Source organism: Pseudarthrobacter sp. B4EP4b (genome assembly GCF_006680095.1).
Classification (GTDB): Bacteria; Actinomycetota; Actinomycetes; order Actinomycetales; family Micrococcaceae; genus Arthrobacter.
Window position 1 is genome coordinate 25,501 of the sequence record NZ_VHIJ01000055.1, and the last position, 16,001, is coordinate 41,501.

At 66.4% G+C, this 16,001-nt stretch carries 17 protein-coding genes; 5 read left to right on the forward strand and 12 right to left on the reverse strand.

Annotated features, from left to right (window positions below; genetic code table 11):
- Positions 1 to 206: 206 nt before the first annotated feature.
- Positions 207 to 1,865 (forward strand): phosphoglucomutase (alpha-D-glucose-1,6-bisphosphate-dependent), encoded by a 1,659-nt coding sequence (gene pgm / locus FNL14_RS19000; protein ID WP_142063210.1) that lies wholly within the window; start codon positions 207 to 209, stop codon positions 1,863 to 1,865.
- Here the strand turns inward: pgm and FNL14_RS19005 are convergent.
- Both FNL14_RS19005 and FNL14_RS19010 read right to left on the reverse strand, forming a co-directional pair.
- Entirely contained in the window at positions 1,855 to 2,379 is a 525-nt protein-coding gene (locus FNL14_RS19005; RefSeq protein WP_142063213.1) for a 2'-5' RNA ligase family protein, read from the reverse strand. The two genes, pgm and FNL14_RS19005, sit on opposite strands and share 11 nt — an antisense overlap.
- A gap of 142 nt (positions 2,380 to 2,521) precedes the next feature.
- On the reverse strand, positions 2,522 to 3,127 hold the full coding sequence (locus FNL14_RS19010; protein WP_091420281.1) for a malonic semialdehyde reductase: 606 nt from the start codon (positions 3,125 to 3,127) through the stop codon (positions 2,522 to 2,524).
- A gap of 217 nt (positions 3,128 to 3,344) precedes the next feature.
- Between FNL14_RS19010 and FNL14_RS19015 the strand changes: the two genes are divergently transcribed.
- On the forward strand, positions 3,345 to 4,700 hold the full coding sequence (locus FNL14_RS19015) for a uracil-xanthine permease family protein (protein ID WP_142063216.1): 1,356 nt from the start codon (positions 3,345 to 3,347) through the stop codon (positions 4,698 to 4,700).
- A gap of 6 nt (positions 4,701 to 4,706) precedes the next feature.
- On the opposite strand, the gene FNL14_RS19020 is transcribed toward FNL14_RS19015, so the two are convergent.
- The 5 genes from FNL14_RS19020 to FNL14_RS19040 all read right to left on the reverse strand — a co-directional run bounded on the left by FNL14_RS19020 (position 4,707) and on the right by FNL14_RS19040 (position 8,945).
- Complete coding sequence (locus FNL14_RS19020; RefSeq protein WP_142063219.1) at positions 4,707 to 5,555, reverse strand: SGNH/GDSL hydrolase family protein; 849 nt, start codon at positions 5,553 to 5,555, stop codon at positions 4,707 to 4,709.
- Positions 5,552 to 6,412 carry a GAF domain-containing protein gene (locus FNL14_RS19025; protein ID WP_142063222.1) on the reverse strand — a complete coding sequence of 287 codons (861 nt, stop codon included), beginning with the start codon at positions 6,410 to 6,412 and terminating at the stop codon, positions 5,552 to 5,554. The genes FNL14_RS19020 and FNL14_RS19025 overlap by 4 nt, the downstream gene beginning before the upstream one ends.
- Positions 6,413 to 6,532: 120 nt before the next feature.
- Positions 6,533 to 7,432 (reverse strand): glycosyltransferase family A protein, encoded by a 900-nt coding sequence (locus FNL14_RS19030; protein WP_220126205.1) that lies wholly within the window; start codon positions 7,430 to 7,432, stop codon positions 6,533 to 6,535.
- 179 nt (positions 7,433 to 7,611) lie between these two features.
- A complete protein-coding gene (locus FNL14_RS19035; RefSeq protein ID WP_142063225.1) occupies positions 7,612 to 7,983 on the reverse strand; it encodes a hypothetical protein in 372 nt (123 codons plus the stop codon).
- 62 nt (positions 7,984 to 8,045) lie between these two features.
- Positions 8,046 to 8,945, reverse strand: coding sequence for an SDR family oxidoreductase (locus FNL14_RS19040; protein ID WP_142063228.1), 900 nt, complete (start codon positions 8,943 to 8,945; stop codon positions 8,046 to 8,048).
- A 255-nt stretch (positions 8,946 to 9,200) separates the two neighbouring features.
- On the opposite strand from FNL14_RS19040, the gene FNL14_RS19045 reads away from it, so the two are divergent.
- A complete protein-coding gene (locus FNL14_RS19045; RefSeq protein WP_091420270.1) occupies positions 9,201 to 9,698 on the forward strand; it encodes a DUF6328 family protein in 498 nt (165 codons plus the stop codon).
- Positions 9,699 to 9,772: 74 nt separating this feature from the next.
- Positions 9,773 to 10,102 (forward strand): LuxR family transcriptional regulator, encoded by a 330-nt coding sequence (locus tag FNL14_RS19050; protein ID WP_142063231.1) that lies wholly within the window; start codon positions 9,773 to 9,775, stop codon positions 10,100 to 10,102.
- A gap of 30 nt (positions 10,103 to 10,132) precedes the next feature.
- Here FNL14_RS19050 and FNL14_RS19055 read toward each other — a convergent pair whose 3' ends face one another.
- The 5 genes from FNL14_RS19055 to FNL14_RS19075 all read right to left on the reverse strand — a co-directional run bounded on the left by FNL14_RS19055 (position 10,133) and on the right by FNL14_RS19075 (position 14,121).
- Entirely contained in the window at positions 10,133 to 11,257 is a 1,125-nt protein-coding gene (locus FNL14_RS19055) for a glycerate kinase (RefSeq protein WP_091419288.1), read from the reverse strand.
- A 145-nt stretch (positions 11,258 to 11,402) separates the two neighbouring features.
- Complete coding sequence (locus FNL14_RS19060) at positions 11,403 to 12,212, reverse strand: SDR family oxidoreductase (protein ID WP_142063234.1); 810 nt, start codon at positions 12,210 to 12,212, stop codon at positions 11,403 to 11,405.
- A 52-nt stretch (positions 12,213 to 12,264) separates the two neighbouring features.
- A complete protein-coding gene (locus FNL14_RS19065) occupies positions 12,265 to 12,684 on the reverse strand; it encodes a hypothetical protein (protein WP_091419284.1) in 420 nt (139 codons plus the stop codon).
- 95 nt (positions 12,685 to 12,779) lie between these two features.
- Positions 12,780 to 13,229 (reverse strand): hypothetical protein, encoded by a 450-nt coding sequence (locus FNL14_RS19070; protein ID WP_211482567.1) that lies wholly within the window; start codon positions 13,227 to 13,229, stop codon positions 12,780 to 12,782.
- 103 nt (positions 13,230 to 13,332) lie between these two features.
- Positions 13,333 to 14,121, reverse strand: a complete 789-nt coding sequence (locus FNL14_RS19075; protein ID WP_142063316.1) for a class I SAM-dependent methyltransferase — start codon at positions 14,119 to 14,121, stop codon at positions 13,333 to 13,335.
- 252 nt (positions 14,122 to 14,373) lie between these two features.
- Between FNL14_RS19075 and FNL14_RS19080 the strand changes: the two genes are divergently transcribed.
- Positions 14,374 to 15,993 carry an ATP-binding protein gene (locus tag FNL14_RS19080; protein ID WP_255470924.1) on the forward strand — a complete coding sequence of 540 codons (1,620 nt, stop codon included), beginning with the start codon at positions 14,374 to 14,376 and terminating at the stop codon, positions 15,991 to 15,993.
- Positions 15,994 to 16,001 lie beyond the last annotated feature (8 nt).

Below are 16,001 nucleotides of genomic sequence, written 5' to 3' on the forward strand. Positions count from 1 at the left end.
GCCGTCGTCCTTTAGCTCCCGGACATTCCGCCCGATTTTTTCGAAAGTAACAGGGCGCGAAGGCGGCGGTATATAAGTACTTTGCGGGGCCTGTACTCAGGTTGGCTACTTGTTTTGATGACGCTGCGCCGTCACAGGGCCGGACACATGGGCCGGATTTGGGCCTGGTCGTTTTGACTGTGGCTCCCTTCTGGCATGCTGGTCCCATGGCTAGCCGCGCGGGTACAGTTGCCCAACCCCAGGACCTTGTTGACATCACTGCGCTTCTTGACGCGTATTACGACATCTCGCCGGATCTGGGTGATCCCGGCCAGCGCGTGGTGTTTGGCACATCCGGGCACCGCGGTTCGAGCCTCAAGGCGTCGTTCAACGAGAAGCACATTCTCGCCATCACCCAGGCGATTGTGGAATACCGGGCGGCGCAGGGCGTTACGGGGCCGCTGTTCCTGGCCAAGGACACCCACGCCCTGAGCGAGCCGGCACAGAACTCGGCCCTTGAGGTGCTCGCCGCCAACGGTGTGCAGGTCCTGATCGATGCCCGCCACGGCTACACGCCCACCCCGGCCCTGAGCCACGCCATCCTCACCTACAACCGGAACGCCGGCGCCGGGGCACCCCAGGCTGACGGCATTGTGGTCACCCCGAGCCACAACCCGCCGGGCGACGGCGGTTTCAAGTACAACCCCCCGCACGGCGGACCCGCCGATTCGGACGCCACCGGCTGGATCGCCAACCGCGCCAATGAACTGCTCGAAAACGGCCTCCGCGGCGTCAAGCGCGTAGCAGTGGCCGAGGCCCTGGCCGCCGACACCACCGGCAAATTCGACTTCCTCAGCAGCTACGTGGACGATCTCCCCTCGGTCCTGGACCTGGATGCCATCCGCGAAGCCGGGGTCCGGATCGGGGCCGACCCCATGGGCGGAGCGTCCGTGGACTACTGGGGCGAGATCGCCGAGCGCCACCAGCTGAACCTGACCGTGGTCAACCCCACCGTGGACCCGCAGTGGGCCTTTATGACCCTGGACTGGGACGAGAAGATCCGGATGGACTGCTCCTCCCCGGCGGCTATGGCCTCGCTGATCAAGCGCATGTCCGACGGCGGTGCTGGCGCCGCTTTCGATGTTGCCACCGGCAACGATGCGGATGCAGACAGGCACGGCATCGTGACCCCAGATGGCGGGCTGATGAATCCGAACCACTACCTCGCCGTCGCCATCGACTACCTGTACCGGAACCGCAGCGGCTGGAACCCCGGGTCTGTGGTGGGCAAGACCCTGGTGTCCTCCTCCATCATCGACCGCGTCGCCGAGAGCCTGGGCCGCAAGCTCGTGGAGGTCCCAGTGGGCTTCAAATGGTTCGTGCCCGGCCTGCTCTCCGGCGAGGGCGCGTTCGGTGGCGAGGAATCCGCCGGCGCTTCCTTCAACAAGAAGGACGGCAGCGTCTGGACCACGGACAAGGACGGCATCCTGCTGGCCCTGCTCGCCTCGGAAATCACGGCTGTGACCGGCAAGTCCCCGTCACAGCTCTACCAGGGCCTGACGGACCAGTTCGGCGCCCCCGTGTACGCCCGTATCGACGCCGCCGCAACACGCGAGCAGAAGTCGGCACTGGGCAAACTCTCGCCGACGGACGTTACGGCCACGGAACTGGCGGGCGAGGCCATTACCGCCAAGCTCACCGAAGCACCCGGCAACGGTGCCTCCATCGGCGGCCTGAAGGTGGTTACGGAGAACGCCTGGTTCGCCGCACGCCCGTCCGGCACCGAGGATGTCTACAAGATCTACGCCGAGTCCTTCAAGGGCGAGGACCACCTCAAGCAGGTCCAGGCCGAAGCCAAAGCCCTGGTGGACAGCGTCATCGCCTAGGGTTCATCGCCCCGGCTGTTTCGTCCCGGCCCCAGAGCCGGAGGACACGCCGGACGGTACGGTCACCGTCCGGCGCCATGTCCACCAGCGCGATCCAGTCAAGAACGACGACGTCTCCCGGATATAGCCGTTTGTCACCGTGGTGTGACACGTGGGGCCGGTAGCCGGACAGGGTGTGCGCGGGGGTGAGGACTTTGCCGCCCAGGCTGCCGACTGCTGCGACCAGCTGTTCGTGAAGGGTTTGCAGGTCCCGTTGCGGCTGGATCAGGCTGACGGGAACGGAGCCGTTCCGGCCGAACCCCGCGTCGTTTCCCACCGTGAGCCGGGCCCCGAGGGCTGCCCCGGCCGGCGCCTGGGCGAGTGCTGCGAGGCGTTCGGCAGGGTCGGCACCATCTGTAGCGCCGACGTCGAACCTCACCAGCGTGATGTGCAGCGGCCAGTCGGAGCGCAGGAACACCAGCCCCTCCGCCACAGGTTCGACAAAGGCAACCAGGATGAGGTTCCGCACGGGCATAGCCCCAGTCTCCCACCCCGGACGCTCTCTCACTTAATGCCGGTTAAACGCCAACGCTCTTTCACGAATGAGAGAGCGTTGGCGGAAAAGGCGCATTAAGTGAGAGAGCGTTCCGGCAGGCTCGACCACCCGCCGGGGGAGGTTAGACGGTGCGGACGACCTCGTCGTAGGAGAACTTGGGCTTGGCTTCGCCCCAAGCGTCCTCGGCGGGCTGGCCGATGTTGACCACCAGGAAGCTCTTCTGGTCGCCGGCCGGGAAGAAGGCGGCGTCGATGGCGGCGAAATCGGCACCGGTCATGGGGCCGGCAGCGAAACCGAGCGACCGGACGGCCAGGATGAAGTAGCCGGCCTGCAGGTGGGCGTTGTTGTTGCCCGTGGCGGCAGCCAGTTCCGGGTTGGCGTCGTACATGGCCTTCGGGGCGTTGTAGCCGGGGAGGAAGTTGTCCCACTGGCCTGCCCAGTCGGTGTCGTAGCTGAGGATCGCCACGAGCGGGGCGGATGCCGTCTTGGCCTTGTTCCCGTTGGCGAGGGCATCAACGAGGGTGGCGCGGGCTTCGGCGGAGCGGACGTACGTCACGCGCAGCGGCTGCGAGTTGAAGGCAGTGGGGCCGTACTTGGTGAGTTCGTAGATGGCCTGCGCCTGCTCGTCGGTCACCTCTCCGGTGAAGGAGTTGGCGGTGCGGGCCTGGGCGAAAATGGCATCAACGGCGGCCGAATCGATAACCGCTTCTTCGTGGGCAATGGTCATTTGCGTACCTTTCGCTGCGCCGCCCCGCGTGCCGGGGTGGCCTGTTCGCTTTCTATAGTTGCAACTTCAACTACCCGTGTCCTCTTCCCGTGACGGCGCGTGACGTTAGCCACAGCAGCACCCGGCAGCAGCCTGGCCGCCAGCTCTGCAAAGCTTGGCGGTATTCTGGAGCCAGTTGATCTCGCCCCTGCGGCACCCCCTTGAAAGGCCTCCGCCCATGAGCATGCTCGGAATCAAATGGAAGCTGCACGGCACCGGCAGGTCCATCAAGCCTGGCCACGTGGTGGCCCCCGATGAGCGGCTTGCCTGGCCGCTGACCATTGGCGTGGGCATGCAGCACGTGGTGGCCATGTTCGGCGCCACCTTCCTGGTGCCCATCATCACGGGTATGCCGCCCGCCACCACCCTGTTCTTCTCCGGCATCGGCACATTGCTGTTCCTGGTAATCACCAAGGGCCGGGTGCCCAGCTACCTGGGCTCAAGCTTTGCGTTCATCGCCCCCATCATGGCGTCGCAGCAGCAGTTCGGCGTCCCCGGAGCGCTGGGCGGCGTGGTGCTGGCCGGCGCCGTCCTGGCCCTGGTGGGCGCCATCGTGCAGAAGTTCGGTGCGGGCTGGATCAACCGGCTCATGCCGCCCATCGTTACCGGCGCGATCGTGGCGCTCATTGGCCTTAACCTCGCCCCCGCGGCCAAAAACAATTTCGACGCCGCCCCGGTCACCGCCGTGATCACGCTGGCCACCATCATCCTGGTCAGCGTCCTGTTCCGCGGAATCCTGGGCCGCCTCAGCATCCTGGTGGGCGTGGTGGTGGGCTACCTCGTGGCCATGCTCCGTGGGGAGGTCAGCTACGACAAGATGGACGCCGCCGCCTGGGTGGGCCTGCCCCAGTTCCAGGCCCCCGAATTCCACCTCGGCATCCTGGGCCTGTTCGTTCCAGTGGTGCTGGTGCTCGTGGCCGAGAACATTGGCCATGTAAAGTCGGTGGCTGCCATGACTGGCCAGAACCTCGACGGCGTCTCCGGCCGCGCCCTGATGGCCGACGGTGCCGCCACCGTCCTGGCCGGCTTCGGCGGCGGATCCGGCACCACCACCTACGCGGAGAACATCGGCGTTATGGCCGCCACCAAGGTCTATTCGACGGCGGCCTACTGGGTGGCGGGCATCTTCGCCATCCTGCTCAGCTTCTCCCCTAAATTCGGTGAGCTGATCGCCACCGTCCCGCCGGGTGTGCTGGGCGGTGCGGCCACCATGCTCTACGGCATGATCGGCATCCTGGGCGTGAAGATCTGGGTGCAGAACAAAGTGAACTTCTCCAACCCCGTGAACCTGACCACCGCCGCCGTCGCCCTGATCATCGGCATCGCGGACTACACCTGGACCATCGGCGAGCTCAAGTTCACGGGGATCGCCTTGGGTTCGGCCGCCGCGCTGGTGATTTATCACGGCATGAAGGCCATCGCGAAGGCCCGTGGAACAGTGGCGGAACCCGAAACCGAGCAGGCCGGGTTGCCTCCTGCCGCCAAGGCCGCTATCAACGCTGCGGCCAAGAAGCGGGCACCGAAGAAGCGCTAGCGCTGGCTAGGCGGCGTCGTGTGAACCGGCATCGCCGTGGCCCACACCGAAGACCGGCCCCGGCAGAGGACGCTTCGGCGCCAGCGCCTCACCGCCGTGGGGCAGCAGCCTCTGCAGGACCCACGGAAAGAAGTACCGCCTCGCCCAGATCAGGTCCTCCGCCCTGGCTTGGGTCCAGCCATGGGCCGGGACCGGCCGCGGCTGCAGGGGCTTGAGGGAATGCGGCACAGCGAGCGCGTCGAGGGCGGCAACGGCAACAATGTGATGGCCCAACGGCGATAGGTGGAGCCGGTCCCTGTCCCACATCCGGGCGTCCCTAAGCGCGGGAAGGCACCAGAGGTCCACCATCAAGGCCTGATGGTGGATGCCGATCGTGTGCAGGTGCTCGTTGTAGATAGCCAGCCGGCCCCGGACCTGCCCCAGAACAGGGGTGCCGCCCCAGTCCGGCGCCGCGAACAACATGACTGTGGCCCCGGTTTCCGTCAGTTCACCAACGGCCTGATCCATCTTCCCGGCCAGTTTGTCCGGGTCCCCGCGCCGGAACACGATGTCGTTGCCTCCGCCGGACATCGCCACGAGGTCCGGCTTCAGCGCCATGGCAGCCTCGAGCTGCGTGTCGACGATTTCCTGGAGCACCATCCCCCGCACCGCGAGGTTGGCGTAGGCGAAGCCATGCTGCCCGATGGCGAGTTCCTCGGCCGCCCTGTCAGCCCAGCCCCGGTACCCGCCGATGCTGCGCGGTTCGGGGTCACCGATTCCTTCCGTGTAGGAGTCACCGAGGGCGACGAAGCGGTGCCAGGGGTGCCGCTGGCCGGGGGTATTTCCGCTCCAGGTTTCCTGCTGGTCGATGGTCATGCCGGCCGTCCTTTCGCCGTTCTGGAAGGGGCCTTGTTCCGGGCAGCTCCTGCATCGGGCGGTTGGCCCAACTCAGCCGGAGCCAGCAGTCGGAAGTCCTCAACGTCGTCGGCCATCTCCCGCCGCGGCCCCGAAACGTCCCTTACGGGCCCTGGCACCACAACATTCAAGGCCGCACCATGAAGGTCCAATTCGTGGTGCGAAGCCTCGCGCTGCAGGAAGCGCAGGGCACCCTCACGGCTGAGCCCGTACTCGTCCATCAGGCTTCGCACCGCCAGGTCAACCAGCACCAGTGAGCTCTGTGCCACGGCAATTCCCGCCGCTGCCTCCGCGCGCTCTGCCACCCGGACCACCACGCGCAGGGCACGCGCAAGCTGCCGTGCGTAGCTTTGGGTGCGGAGGAGATCGTCGCTGGCGAAGGTATGGGGCGAGGAGGCGTAAAGGTTAATGGCGGCGCTGGTCAGGCCCTCGGAGACGATGGGCATTGACAAAAGAGACTGCACGCCGTGCCCGGCCGCGGCATTTGCGTACCCGGGCCACCGCCGGTCCCGGCCCAGATCGGACAACAGCACGAACTCGCCGCTCCGCAGGGCCTCGATGACGGGTCCGTCGGCGAAGGAACACTGTTCCCGGTCTGCCTCGCGTGCCTGCTCGCTGCTCGCAGCGAGGGTGCGTGCCTTCCCCAGGCGGAAAAGGGTGGCGGCCCAGCCGATGCCGCGACGCTCACCCTTGATGTCCCTCATAAACTCCTGGGTGACTTCCTGGAGGTAGGTTTCCACGTCCTTGCTGTCGAAAACCGGCTCTGGGGGAAGTGGGAGCGATCCCCAGCCAATCCGCCCCGCGGGTTCAGCGGCCATGTTGCACGCCTTGCTTGTAGCGCTGCGGCCCACTGCAAAACCTCGTGCTTACAGAATACGACGCATCGCACCGTTGGCGGGAGGGGGCAGGCCAGTTCCTGGCTAGTCGACGGCGGTGGCTTAGTCGACGGCGCCGCTGTTGCCTGCGTACGCTGCCACAGGTTCGGCCAGGACGACGTCGTAGGCTTCCACCCGGCGGTCCGTCACCGTAGTGGGGGACTCAAGGTGGACGGCCCCCGAGGGCAGGATGCCGGCGGCACCGTACCTCTCCATGACCTGCCACTGGGCAACCACGTCCTCCCCTGCATGATCCGCAGGCAGGCTCGGCCAGAAGCTGAAGCCGCCGGCATCGCGAAGTGCTTCGCGCCGGTAGAGCACGCACCCGCCGAGCCACGCCACCCGGTACGGCAGCCACTCCCCCGGCGGCAGGGAAAGATCGGCACTGAGGTGGGTGAGGTTTGCGGCACTGTGCAGCGGCCAGCGCTCAAAGCCGGGGGTGCCGGGACGAATGCGTTCCGGCGTTACGGGTCCGTCCCAGACTTCAAAGCCCTCCGTCTGCTCCGGCCGCCTGTCGTCAAGGTAGGACAGGCCCTGCGGCGCCATGCCCACAAAGCCGCAGTCCAGCTCGTCAAGTGCCCGGTTCATCCGCTCCAAGGCACCTGGTTCCAGCCACACATCGTCGTCAAGGAAGAGGCACTTGGCCGCATTTGACTGGTCGAGCAGGAACTGGCGGTGCTCAGCGAGCCCCCGCCGCGGCAAGTGCCGCAGCAGCGTGACCGGCCGGCCCTGGGCTTCGAGGACCCGAACCATGGCAGCAGCCGCAGGATGCTCCCAGGCGGGCGCATCGCTGGACTGGTCGCTGACCACTACCCGGAAGGAAGGATCAGCCTGCCCGGCCAGGCCCGACAGAGTTACTGCCAGCTCGGCGGGGCGGTTGCACGTGGGTACCAGCACGTCCACGTCCACCCGTTCCGGCACCCCACCACGGCCTGCCCATTGTCCTGATGATCTCCTGCTCACAGCCCACCTCCGGGCGCCTGCATCGGCATAGATAGCGAATGGGTTTCGTCGTGTCCTGTACCCACATCCCCGGGATGTATGCGGCCACGGCAAAGGCCTCCGGCCGCTGCCACAGTGGACAGCAGGCGGAGGCCTTCAACGGTTCGTGCGGCTGGGCTCAAGCAGCCGCGGCGGCCCGGTCAGCCGGCGTCGAAGCTTTCCCCGCCGTCGTCGTTCGGGGATTTCTCCCGGGGCAAATCATTGCCGGTTCCGTCCGGAATGCCCGCTGCTTCCTGCCCGGACTCAGAGGACACGGGAGCGGATCCCTTTGAATCGTCGTTGTTCTCGTCGATTTCAGCCGCACTCGAAGGAAGGTCCACGTCGCGGGGCAGGGGGTCGCTGCCGGTGCCGGACTGCGGCTCGTTGGTGTCCACGCTTCCTGCCCCGCCGTCGCCGGTGGTGGCCGAGCCGTTGGCCGTGCCCTGGGTTCCTCCCAGTTCCTGCTCTGCGGTGGGAGTGCCGTATCCGCCCGGATCGGTCTCCGGCTGGGCCTGCTGGTTTTCCTGCGTCATTATTCCTCCTGCTTGTGCGTTGGATGGATGGTGGCTTGGACCTTGAATGGGACCCGGGCTGCTCAGAGCCCCTTTCCGCCGGTCACCGGCAGCACGGCCCCGGAAATATAGGACCCGTCCTCCGAGGCCAGCAGGACATAGGCTGCGGCGAGCTCGGCGGGCTGGCCGGCCCGTTCCAGCGGCGTGTCCTGTCCGAACTTCGGAAGCTTGTCCGGCCACTCGGTGGCCGGGATCAACGGGGTCCAGATGGGTCCCGGAGCCACGGCGTTCACCCGGATCCCCTTGGACCCCAGTTCCTGCGCCAGCGCCTTGGTGAAAGCCACCTGCGCGGCCTTGGTCATGGCGTAGTCGATGAGGCCCGGCGACGGGTTGAAGGCCTGGATCGAGGCCGTGGTGATGATCGAAGCGCCCGGCTTGAGGTGGGGCACGGCGGCCCTGGCCGTCCACAGCAGCGAGTAGAGATTGGTCTTAAAGACCCGGTCGAATTCCTCCGTGGGCAGCGATTCAAGGCTTTCGCGGTTCTTCTGGTACGCGGCGTTCAGCACCACTACGTCCAGGCGGCCGAATTCTGCCGCCGTTTCGTCAGCAATCCGGGTACTGAATTCTTCCTCGCGGCCGTCGCCGGCAAAAAGCAGGACCCTCCGGCCCGCCTTCCGGATCCAGTCCGCGGTGTCCTGGGCGTCCTCCTCCTCTTCAGGGAGGTAGGAGATGGCCACGTCGGCCCCTTCGCGGGCGAACGCGATGGCCGCCGCCTTGCCGATGCCCGAATCTCCACCGGTGATGAGGGCGGCCTTGCCCTGAAGCTTCCCGTGCCCCTCGTAACTGAGTTCCCCGTGGTCCGGTTTGGGATCCATGGGTGCCGTCAGGCCGGGCTGCTTCTGTTCCTGCTCCGGAAAAGGCCCTGCGTGGTAGCCGCCCCGGGGATCCTTCGGCTGGTCCGCCTGCTTGTCCGTCCCGCTCATAGTCCGCCTCCTCACTGTGTCCGTTTCCACCGTGTCGTTTTCCACTGTGTCGGTCGGTTTCAACTGTGTCGGTTTCGAAGGGCGTGTGCACCGGCCCTTCGAAGCTATCCCGGCCGGAGGAGTAAAGTCCACCGTTCCGGGCGAATAATCAGTAAACTTATCAAATGGCAGGCGCGGTGCAACATTGCCCCCGCTTGTGGGTAGGCAGGGAGTAGAAGGATACCCAGGCACTGGTGGGGGCTGGAGGGAGAGGCAATGTCCGACGTGGAGGACTACACAGGCCGGACCGGCCGCAACGAAACCCGCGAGGAGCAGATGGACCGCAACTGGGCGGAACTGCTGCAGGAGCTGCGGGTGCTGCAGACCGGCGTGCAGATCCTTGCGGGATTCCTGCTGACCCTGCCGTTCCAGTCGCGCTTTGAAGAGCTTGACGACTTCCAGGTGGCCCTGTACCTGGTCAACGTGGTCATCGCAGCCCTGACCACAGCGTTTATCCTCCTGCCGGTCAGCGTGCACCGGAGGCTGTTCCGGAAGCGGCTGAAGGAGACCCTGGTGTCGAGCGCCGATTTCATCACGAAGATTGCGCTTGCCGGCATAGGGCTCCTGAGCGCCGGAACCGCCGCACTGGTGTTCGACGTGACGGCCGGCCGGTCAGCCGGCCTCACCGCCGGAGGCGTACTCCTTGCCGTCCTGGTGGTCCTCCTGGTCTATGTCCCGCTGCACCTGAACAGGCGCGCCACGGCAGGACGCTAGCCTGCCTGAAGCCGGCTTCAAACCCCTTGTTTTGACCCTTTGACCGTTACCCCTGAACCCGACAGGAGAACTTCATGCGAACGTTTTTTCGGACAGCCCTGATGGCACTGCTGCTCGTTGCCGCACCGGCGCTTTCGGCCGGAGCCGCCCAGGCGGCGCCAAGCCCGTTCGGGCAGCACATCACGGCATCCCCCGGAGGGGCGTGGGCGCAGTCGGCCGCATCTCCCACACCATCCCCCGGAGATACCGCCTCAACCGGCCCTGCCAATCCGGGCACCGGCGAATCGGCGCAAAACGAGTCCACCCGGCTCGATTACACGCCGTGGGTGATCGGCGCGGTGGTCCTGGTGGTCGTGATCCTGATCCTGATCTGGCGCCGCCGCCGCAACACCACCATCGTTTAGCCGGGCAGCCTTTAGCCAGCCGCTGCCGGGCTAGGCACCCTCGAGTACCTGGCTCGTTGCCCAGGCCAGGTACTTCGCGGCGTTGGCCACAGCGTCGTCGGGACTGGAAGCCACGTCCAGCAACTGCGCTGCGGCGACCACACCATGCCCGGCAAGGTCTTCCGGGGTTACCAGGATGCGGCCGGCCACCACGATCACCGGAATGCCACGTTCCCGCGCAGCATCCGCGAGCGCAATCGGAGCCTTTCCGGTCAGCGACTGGCCGTCCATGGACCCTTCCCCGGTGATCACCAGGTCAGCCTCGGCGAGCTGGTCCGCCAGGCCGGTCAGTCCAGCCACCAGCGCGAAGCCGCCTTCGAGTGCGGCGTCAGTGAAGGCAAGGAACGACGCCGGGAAGCCGCCGGCGGCGCCCGCTCCCTCGACGTTGACGTCCCGGCCCGTCGCCTCCCGCAGAAGGGATGCCCAGTTGCGCAGCCCGGCGTCGAGCAGTTCCACGGCTTCCTCGTCGGCGCCCTTCTGCGGGGAGAAGACGTGGGCAGCTCCCAGCGTTCCGTACAGCGGGTTGCGCACGTCGACGGCGATGCGGAAGCTGGCAGCGGCCAGCCGGGGGTCAAGCGCAGTGGTGTCCAGTGCCACAACGTCTGCGAGCGAACCGCCACCGAGCGGCACCACATTCCCGGCGGCGTCGAGCGGCTTCAGGCCCAGGGCGCGCAGGGCCCCGCTGCCGCCGTCGGTCATGGCGGATCCGCCGAGCCCGAGGACGATTTCCGTGGCTCCCGCGTCCAGGGCGGCCGCTATCAGCTGGCCGCAGCCGTAGCTGTGGGCGCGCAGGGCATTGGCCGGGGTTGGCTCCATCTCGGCAAGGCCGGAGGCCTGGGCGGTTTCAATCACAGCGGTGACCTTGCCGCCGTCGGCTTTCCTGATGGCCCAGGCTGCGCCAACCGGGGCAAGGATGGGGCCCACCACGGCGTTGATCCGCTCTTCGTAGCCGGCTGCCACCGCGGCTTCCAGGGTGCCCTCGCCGCCGTCGGCTATGGGGAACTGCGTGGCGACGGCGTCCGGGTAGACGCGCAGGGCGCCCTCGGCGATGGCGGCGGCCGCTTCAGCAGCCGTAAGGGAACCCTTGAACTTGTCCGGAGCAATAAGAATGCGCATAGGCACCATCATGCCAGCAGCCACTGGGAAAGCGCTTGCCCTGCAAGTAATACGGGCGTGCGCTACTTATGGAGTCCCGGCCGTAAAGCCCAGGCGAGCGAAGCTCTAACCTGCTGACTGTTCAACGGCGTTCAGCCGACGGCGGCTACCCCTGCCGCCATTCATGGCTGGTGATGTGGGACCCGCCCTGCGGACCCATCTGCAGCATGCCGCCGTCCACGGCCCAGGAGGCGCCGGTGACGTAGCTCGAGGCGGGGGAAGCCAGGAACGCGATCACCGCGGCGATTTCCCTTGCGTCGCCGGGCCGTCCCAGCGGAACGCCGGGCCTGTCCTTGGCGGTGGGATCTTCGTTCTCCTGCCCCGTCATAGGGGTGGCTATTTCGCCGGGGGCCACGCTGTTGGCGGTGATGCCGTGCTCGGCAAGTTCCAGGGCCAGCGTTTTCATGAGCCCGCCCAGTCCGTGCTTGGAGGCGTCGTAGGCGGAGGATCCCACCCGCGGCTGGAATTCATGGACGCTGGTGACTGCCACCAGGCGCCCGCCCTTTCCGGCGTGGACCATGCGCCGGGCTGCGGCCTGCAGGCAGACGAACGCGCCATTGAGGTTCGTGTCCAGTGTCTGCATCCACGTTTCGACATCCAGGTCCAGGAATTTTGTCCCGTCACCGGTCCCCGCGTTGTTCACAAAGACGTCCACGCCGCCGAGCTCTTCCGCCAGTTCATCGATGACGGCGCCGGCGCCCTGGAGATCAGTGGTGTCCAGCTGCCGCACCACCGCCTTGCGGCCCAGGCTGCGGACTTCTTCCGCCGTTGCCTCAGCCCCGGCCTTGTCAGAATGCCAGGTGACACCGATATCCATCCCCGCTTGGGCCAACGCCACGGCAGTGGCCTTGCCGATTCCGGAATCTGATGCGGTGACAATGGCGGTGGCGGGGCTGAAACCTGTGGTGTCCTGCATGGTGGATCCTCTTGGCAATCAGGTTGGCAATCAGGCGGGGCGGCTTTGGCGATTAGGCTGGGCGGCGCAGTTCCGGCGGTGGCGGATACTCGCCGTCGTCCGTTTCCGGCAGCCTGTCCGGGACCGCCATGAGCGGGACAGCAAAGGTCACCACCGGCCGGGGGTGGGCCTCATCGGCGGATCTGACGGTCAGGCTCCGGGTTCCGGGCGGCACCGAGGGGGTGAAGACCTGCAGGTTCCGCGAGCCGATGTTCGCGGACCTGAGCAGCGAGTATTCGGTGCCGAAGTGGTCCTGGAGGATGATGACCGGTTCCGGTTCGTTGTCGGAGGCCAGCTGGATGTTGACCACCAGGCCCGTGGACCAGATTTCCACTGACAGCACGGTGAAGGCGGTGGAATCCGTGACATGCCGGCCGTAGGTGGGTGGCAGCAGCATCCCGCGGAGGGAACCGGTTGGGATAAGTTCGCGCATTGTTGTTCCTGTAGGTTATGCGCCTGCCGACGACGGGACAGCGCCGGAGGTTCTCCGGCGCAGGTCTTGTGGGGGTACGGCAGGACGGATGCGGCTTAGGCGTCTTCCCGGCCGGGATTTTCCAGCCGGAAGAAATTTGATTGTTGGCCGTCGCTGCGCTGTTCCTGGTAAATGAAATTCAGTCCCCGGGAGTCGAAGGTTTCAAACCATTCCTCCCAGCTGATGTGGCGAAGCTTGTCGTTTTCACCGCCGAAATCGATCCGCAGCACACCGAGATGGTCACCATGTTCAGTGCCTTCCACAGTGGCGGGAACGCCGTCGCGTTCCTCCGCCCACTGCCTGATGACTTCGTGATGCGTGGTGACCAGGCTGCGGCCCTCGCGCTCCGGCTCGTCCTCCGGTGAGGTGACCTCCTGCGAGTACTTCAGGGATTTTGATGACTCCGGGCCAGTGCGGACCTTTCCGCCATCCGGTCCTGCTCCCAGATCTTCTTCGTCCCGGTCCGCGTCAGCTTCGCGCGTGTTGTTGCCTTTGTCCTGTGCCATGATGGCCATCCTTTCCCCTGGAGGTAGCTAGTAAGTCTACTTACTATGGAGCCTCCGGACCAGCCTCCATGTCAAGGGCAGGGCTGGTGGCCGCTGGGCACCCTCAGGCCGGGAACGGCTGGCGGCGCGGGCGCAGCACGGCGTAGTAGCCGGGAATCCGGCTCTGGGCGGGCACGCCGGTCACTGGATTCGTTTCGATGGCAACATCGCCGTCCTCCAGGAGCTCCCAGGCCTCCCCTGGCAGGATGCTGGATCGCTCTTCAGGGCCAAAATGGCCCGGCATCGGCAGTTCGCGGATGGCCCGTTCGAGGGGTGCCGGGATGTCTTTGGCTGTTGCGCCCAGATGCGAGACGTAGTCCAGGGGGTTGCCCTGGAAGTTGGTTTCGGCAAGGAAGACCGTGCCGCCGCTGCCTGCCAGGACCCGAAGGTTCTTCACCAGCGCTGCCTGGTCGGCAGGACCCAGGACGTGGAGCACACCGCGGATAAACACGTTGGCGCCGCGTTCGCCGGCGAGCCCGCGGGCGGCGCCGGGCGCTGTCATGTCCCGGGCTTCGAACCGGATGCGCCCGGCCAGGCCTGCCTGCGCTTCCGACTCCGCGCGTGCCCGGGCCACAGCATGGGCGGACACGTCCACACCGACCACCTCGGGGAAGGTTCCGGCCAGCGCGCGGGTGAAACTGCCGTGTCCGCAACCCACGTCAACCAGGGGAAGTTCCGGATCCAGATGGCGCAGCAGTACGTCCCGGTAGCCGAGGAACTCATGGTCCCGGCCGGAATCCCACAAAACCTCGCCGCCCGGTCCGGTGGCCCTGATGCCTGCCCAGTATTTGTCCCACGCCAGGCGCCGGTCTTTGGGCGCAGAACGGGACAGCCGGGCAAGCTTGGGGATCATCAGGTACTTCTGCCAGGAGGAGCGCACCGATTTTGCTGGGGAGGACACAGCCCAAATATATGTCGCACATCTGTCAACCCAGCAGTTTTCAGGCGTTACGGCGGTGCGCCGGGGTCCGGAAAAGGGCCTCGTTCCGTCATGCTGGTGCGATGTGCGGCTTCCGAGGGAGCATCCGGGGTGCGCCGCCCTACAATGTAGTCAACTGGGAGCGAAGGGGGCATTGTGGCGGCTGATTTGCCGTGGGACCCGTCTGTGCCACGCACCGCTTATGTAGCGGACCCCGACGACGGGCGGCTGGCTCTGAATGCGCGTGCACTGCGCGAAGCCGGTTACGAAGTCCGCACCGCGTGCGATGCAAGCGGCCTCGCCCGCTTGCTGGCTGCAGGCGAACCTTCCGTCATCGTGGTGGACACCTCCTTGTCCGCGGTCGAAGCAGAGGCGCCAGTCCTGGTGATGGTGGATCTGGACAGCGCGGCCGAACTGGCAGCCATGCAGCCTCCCGGCGTCCACGACTGCATCGCCAAACCCCCGCCGCCCAAGGAACTGGTCCACCGGGCCACGTCCCTGATCAGCCAGGTGGCCCGGCGCAGGATCGCCCGGCAGGAGGCTGAGGCGCTGCGTGAACAACTCCGGCAGGTTTCCGCCGCTGTGCGCGGAACCAACGATCCGCAGGAGATCGCCGGCCATGTGGTCGCTGGCTTCGGGCGGACGTTCAAGGCAGACCACGTCCGGCTGACCACGTTCGAGGACGAGCGGGTTCCCCCCATCACCGCCGCATGGACCAGGCCGGGCCTTGAACCGCTGGCTGACACCGCGCTGCCGGACGAGGACTCCGCCCGGCAGACGGCCGACATGCTGTGGGCCGGGGCCGAAACGTTGAGCTCCTCCGAGGGGTCCGAGGAGGACGGGCAAACAGGCGAGCCCGGAGGCCTGCGCCTTGGCCCTGCAGCCTCGCTGCTGGCGGTGCCGATGGGTGAAGGCAGCTCCTCGCTGGGCATCATCTGGATCGCCATGCTGGACGAGCCGCGGCAATGGTCCCGCGCAGAGCTGGGCCTGATCCAGCACGTGGCCGGCAATGCAGCACACGGGCTGATCCAGAGCCACCTGATCAGCAGCCAGCAGCAGGTGGTCAAGCAGCTGCGGCAGCTGGACAAGGCGAAAACCGACTTCCTCGCCACAGTGAACCACGAGCTGCGGACCCCGCTGACGTCCATCATGGCCTACCTGGACATGATCCAGGAAAGCACCGAGCAGCCCGTATCCCCCGAAGTCCACCAGATGCTGGACATCGTGGTCCGCAATACCGAGCGGCTCCGGATGCTGATCGAGGACATGCTCAGCGTGTCCCGCAACGGCCTCGAAGACAATCTGATGCATCTCACCCCGGTGCGCCTGGGCCAGACGCTGGACCTGGTGGCGGGGGCGCTGCGGCCCCTGGCCCAGCTGCAGAACGTCACTATTGCGGTGGATCCTGCACCGGAGGACCCCGAAATCCTGGCCGACGAGGTGCAGCTGCAGCAGGTATTCACCAATCTGGTGTCCAACGCCATCAAATTCACGCCAAGCGGCGGCCGGATTGAGGTGGGAAGCGAGTCCCATGCGGCGGCAGACGGCACCCGCTGGGCAACCGTCAGCGTGGCTGACACCGGCATCGGCATCTCCAGCGAGGAAATCGACCACGTTTTCACCAGGTTCTACCGGGCGTCCAATGCCATGTCCGGAGCCATTCCCGGAACCGGGCTGGGACTGGCCATTACCAAGGACATTGTGGCCCGCCATGGCGGCCGGATCGACGTGGCCTCCACCCTGGGCTCCGGCACCACCGTCACAGTGAGCCTTCCACTGGATATTGACCGCAACCGGGCCAACTGAGCGCGGAA

Excerpts from the sequence above, each read along its gene's own strand:
- FNL14_RS19010 (WP_091420281.1), bottom strand. The coding sequence starts at position 3,127 with ATGACCATTGCCCACGAAGAAGCGGTTATCGATTCGGCCGCCGTTGAT.
- FNL14_RS19020 (WP_142063219.1), bottom strand. The coding sequence starts at position 5,555 with ATGACCATCGACCAGCAGGAAACCTGGAGCGGAAATACCCCCGGCCAG.
- FNL14_RS19025 (WP_142063222.1), bottom strand. The coding sequence starts at position 6,412 with ATGGCCGCTGAACCCGCGGGGCGGATTGGCTGGGGATCGCTCCCACTT.
- FNL14_RS19075 (WP_142063316.1), bottom strand. The coding sequence starts at position 14,121 with ATGATCCCCAAGCTTGCCCGGCTGTCCCGTTCTGCGCCCAAAGACCGG.
- FNL14_RS19005 (WP_142063213.1), bottom strand. The coding sequence starts at position 2,379 with ATGCCCGTGCGGAACCTCATCCTGGTTGCCTTTGTCGAACCTGTGGCG.
- FNL14_RS19060 (WP_142063234.1), bottom strand. The coding sequence starts at position 12,212 with ATGCAGGACACCACAGGTTTCAGCCCCGCCACCGCCATTGTCACCGCA.
- FNL14_RS19070 (WP_211482567.1), bottom strand. The coding sequence starts at position 13,229 with ATGGCACAGGACAAAGGCAACAACACGCGCGAAGCTGACGCGGACCGG.
- FNL14_RS19035 (WP_142063225.1), bottom strand. The coding sequence starts at position 7,983 with ATGACGCAGGAAAACCAGCAGGCCCAGCCGGAGACCGATCCGGGCGGA.
- FNL14_RS19015 (WP_142063216.1), top strand. The coding sequence starts at position 3,345 with ATGAGCATGCTCGGAATCAAATGGAAGCTGCACGGCACCGGCAGGTCC.
- FNL14_RS19050 (WP_142063231.1), top strand. The coding sequence starts at position 9,773 with ATGCGAACGTTTTTTCGGACAGCCCTGATGGCACTGCTGCTCGTTGCC.
- pgm (WP_142063210.1), top strand. The coding sequence starts at position 207 with ATGGCTAGCCGCGCGGGTACAGTTGCCCAACCCCAGGACCTTGTTGAC.
- FNL14_RS19045 (WP_091420270.1), top strand. The coding sequence starts at position 9,201 with ATGTCCGACGTGGAGGACTACACAGGCCGGACCGGCCGCAACGAAACC.
- FNL14_RS19065 (WP_091419284.1), bottom strand. The coding sequence starts at position 12,684 with ATGCGCGAACTTATCCCAACCGGTTCCCTCCGCGGGATGCTGCTGCCA.
- FNL14_RS19040 (WP_142063228.1), bottom strand. The coding sequence starts at position 8,945 with ATGAGCGGGACGGACAAGCAGGCGGACCAGCCGAAGGATCCCCGGGGC.
- FNL14_RS19055 (WP_091419288.1), bottom strand. The coding sequence starts at position 11,257 with ATGCGCATTCTTATTGCTCCGGACAAGTTCAAGGGTTCCCTTACGGCT.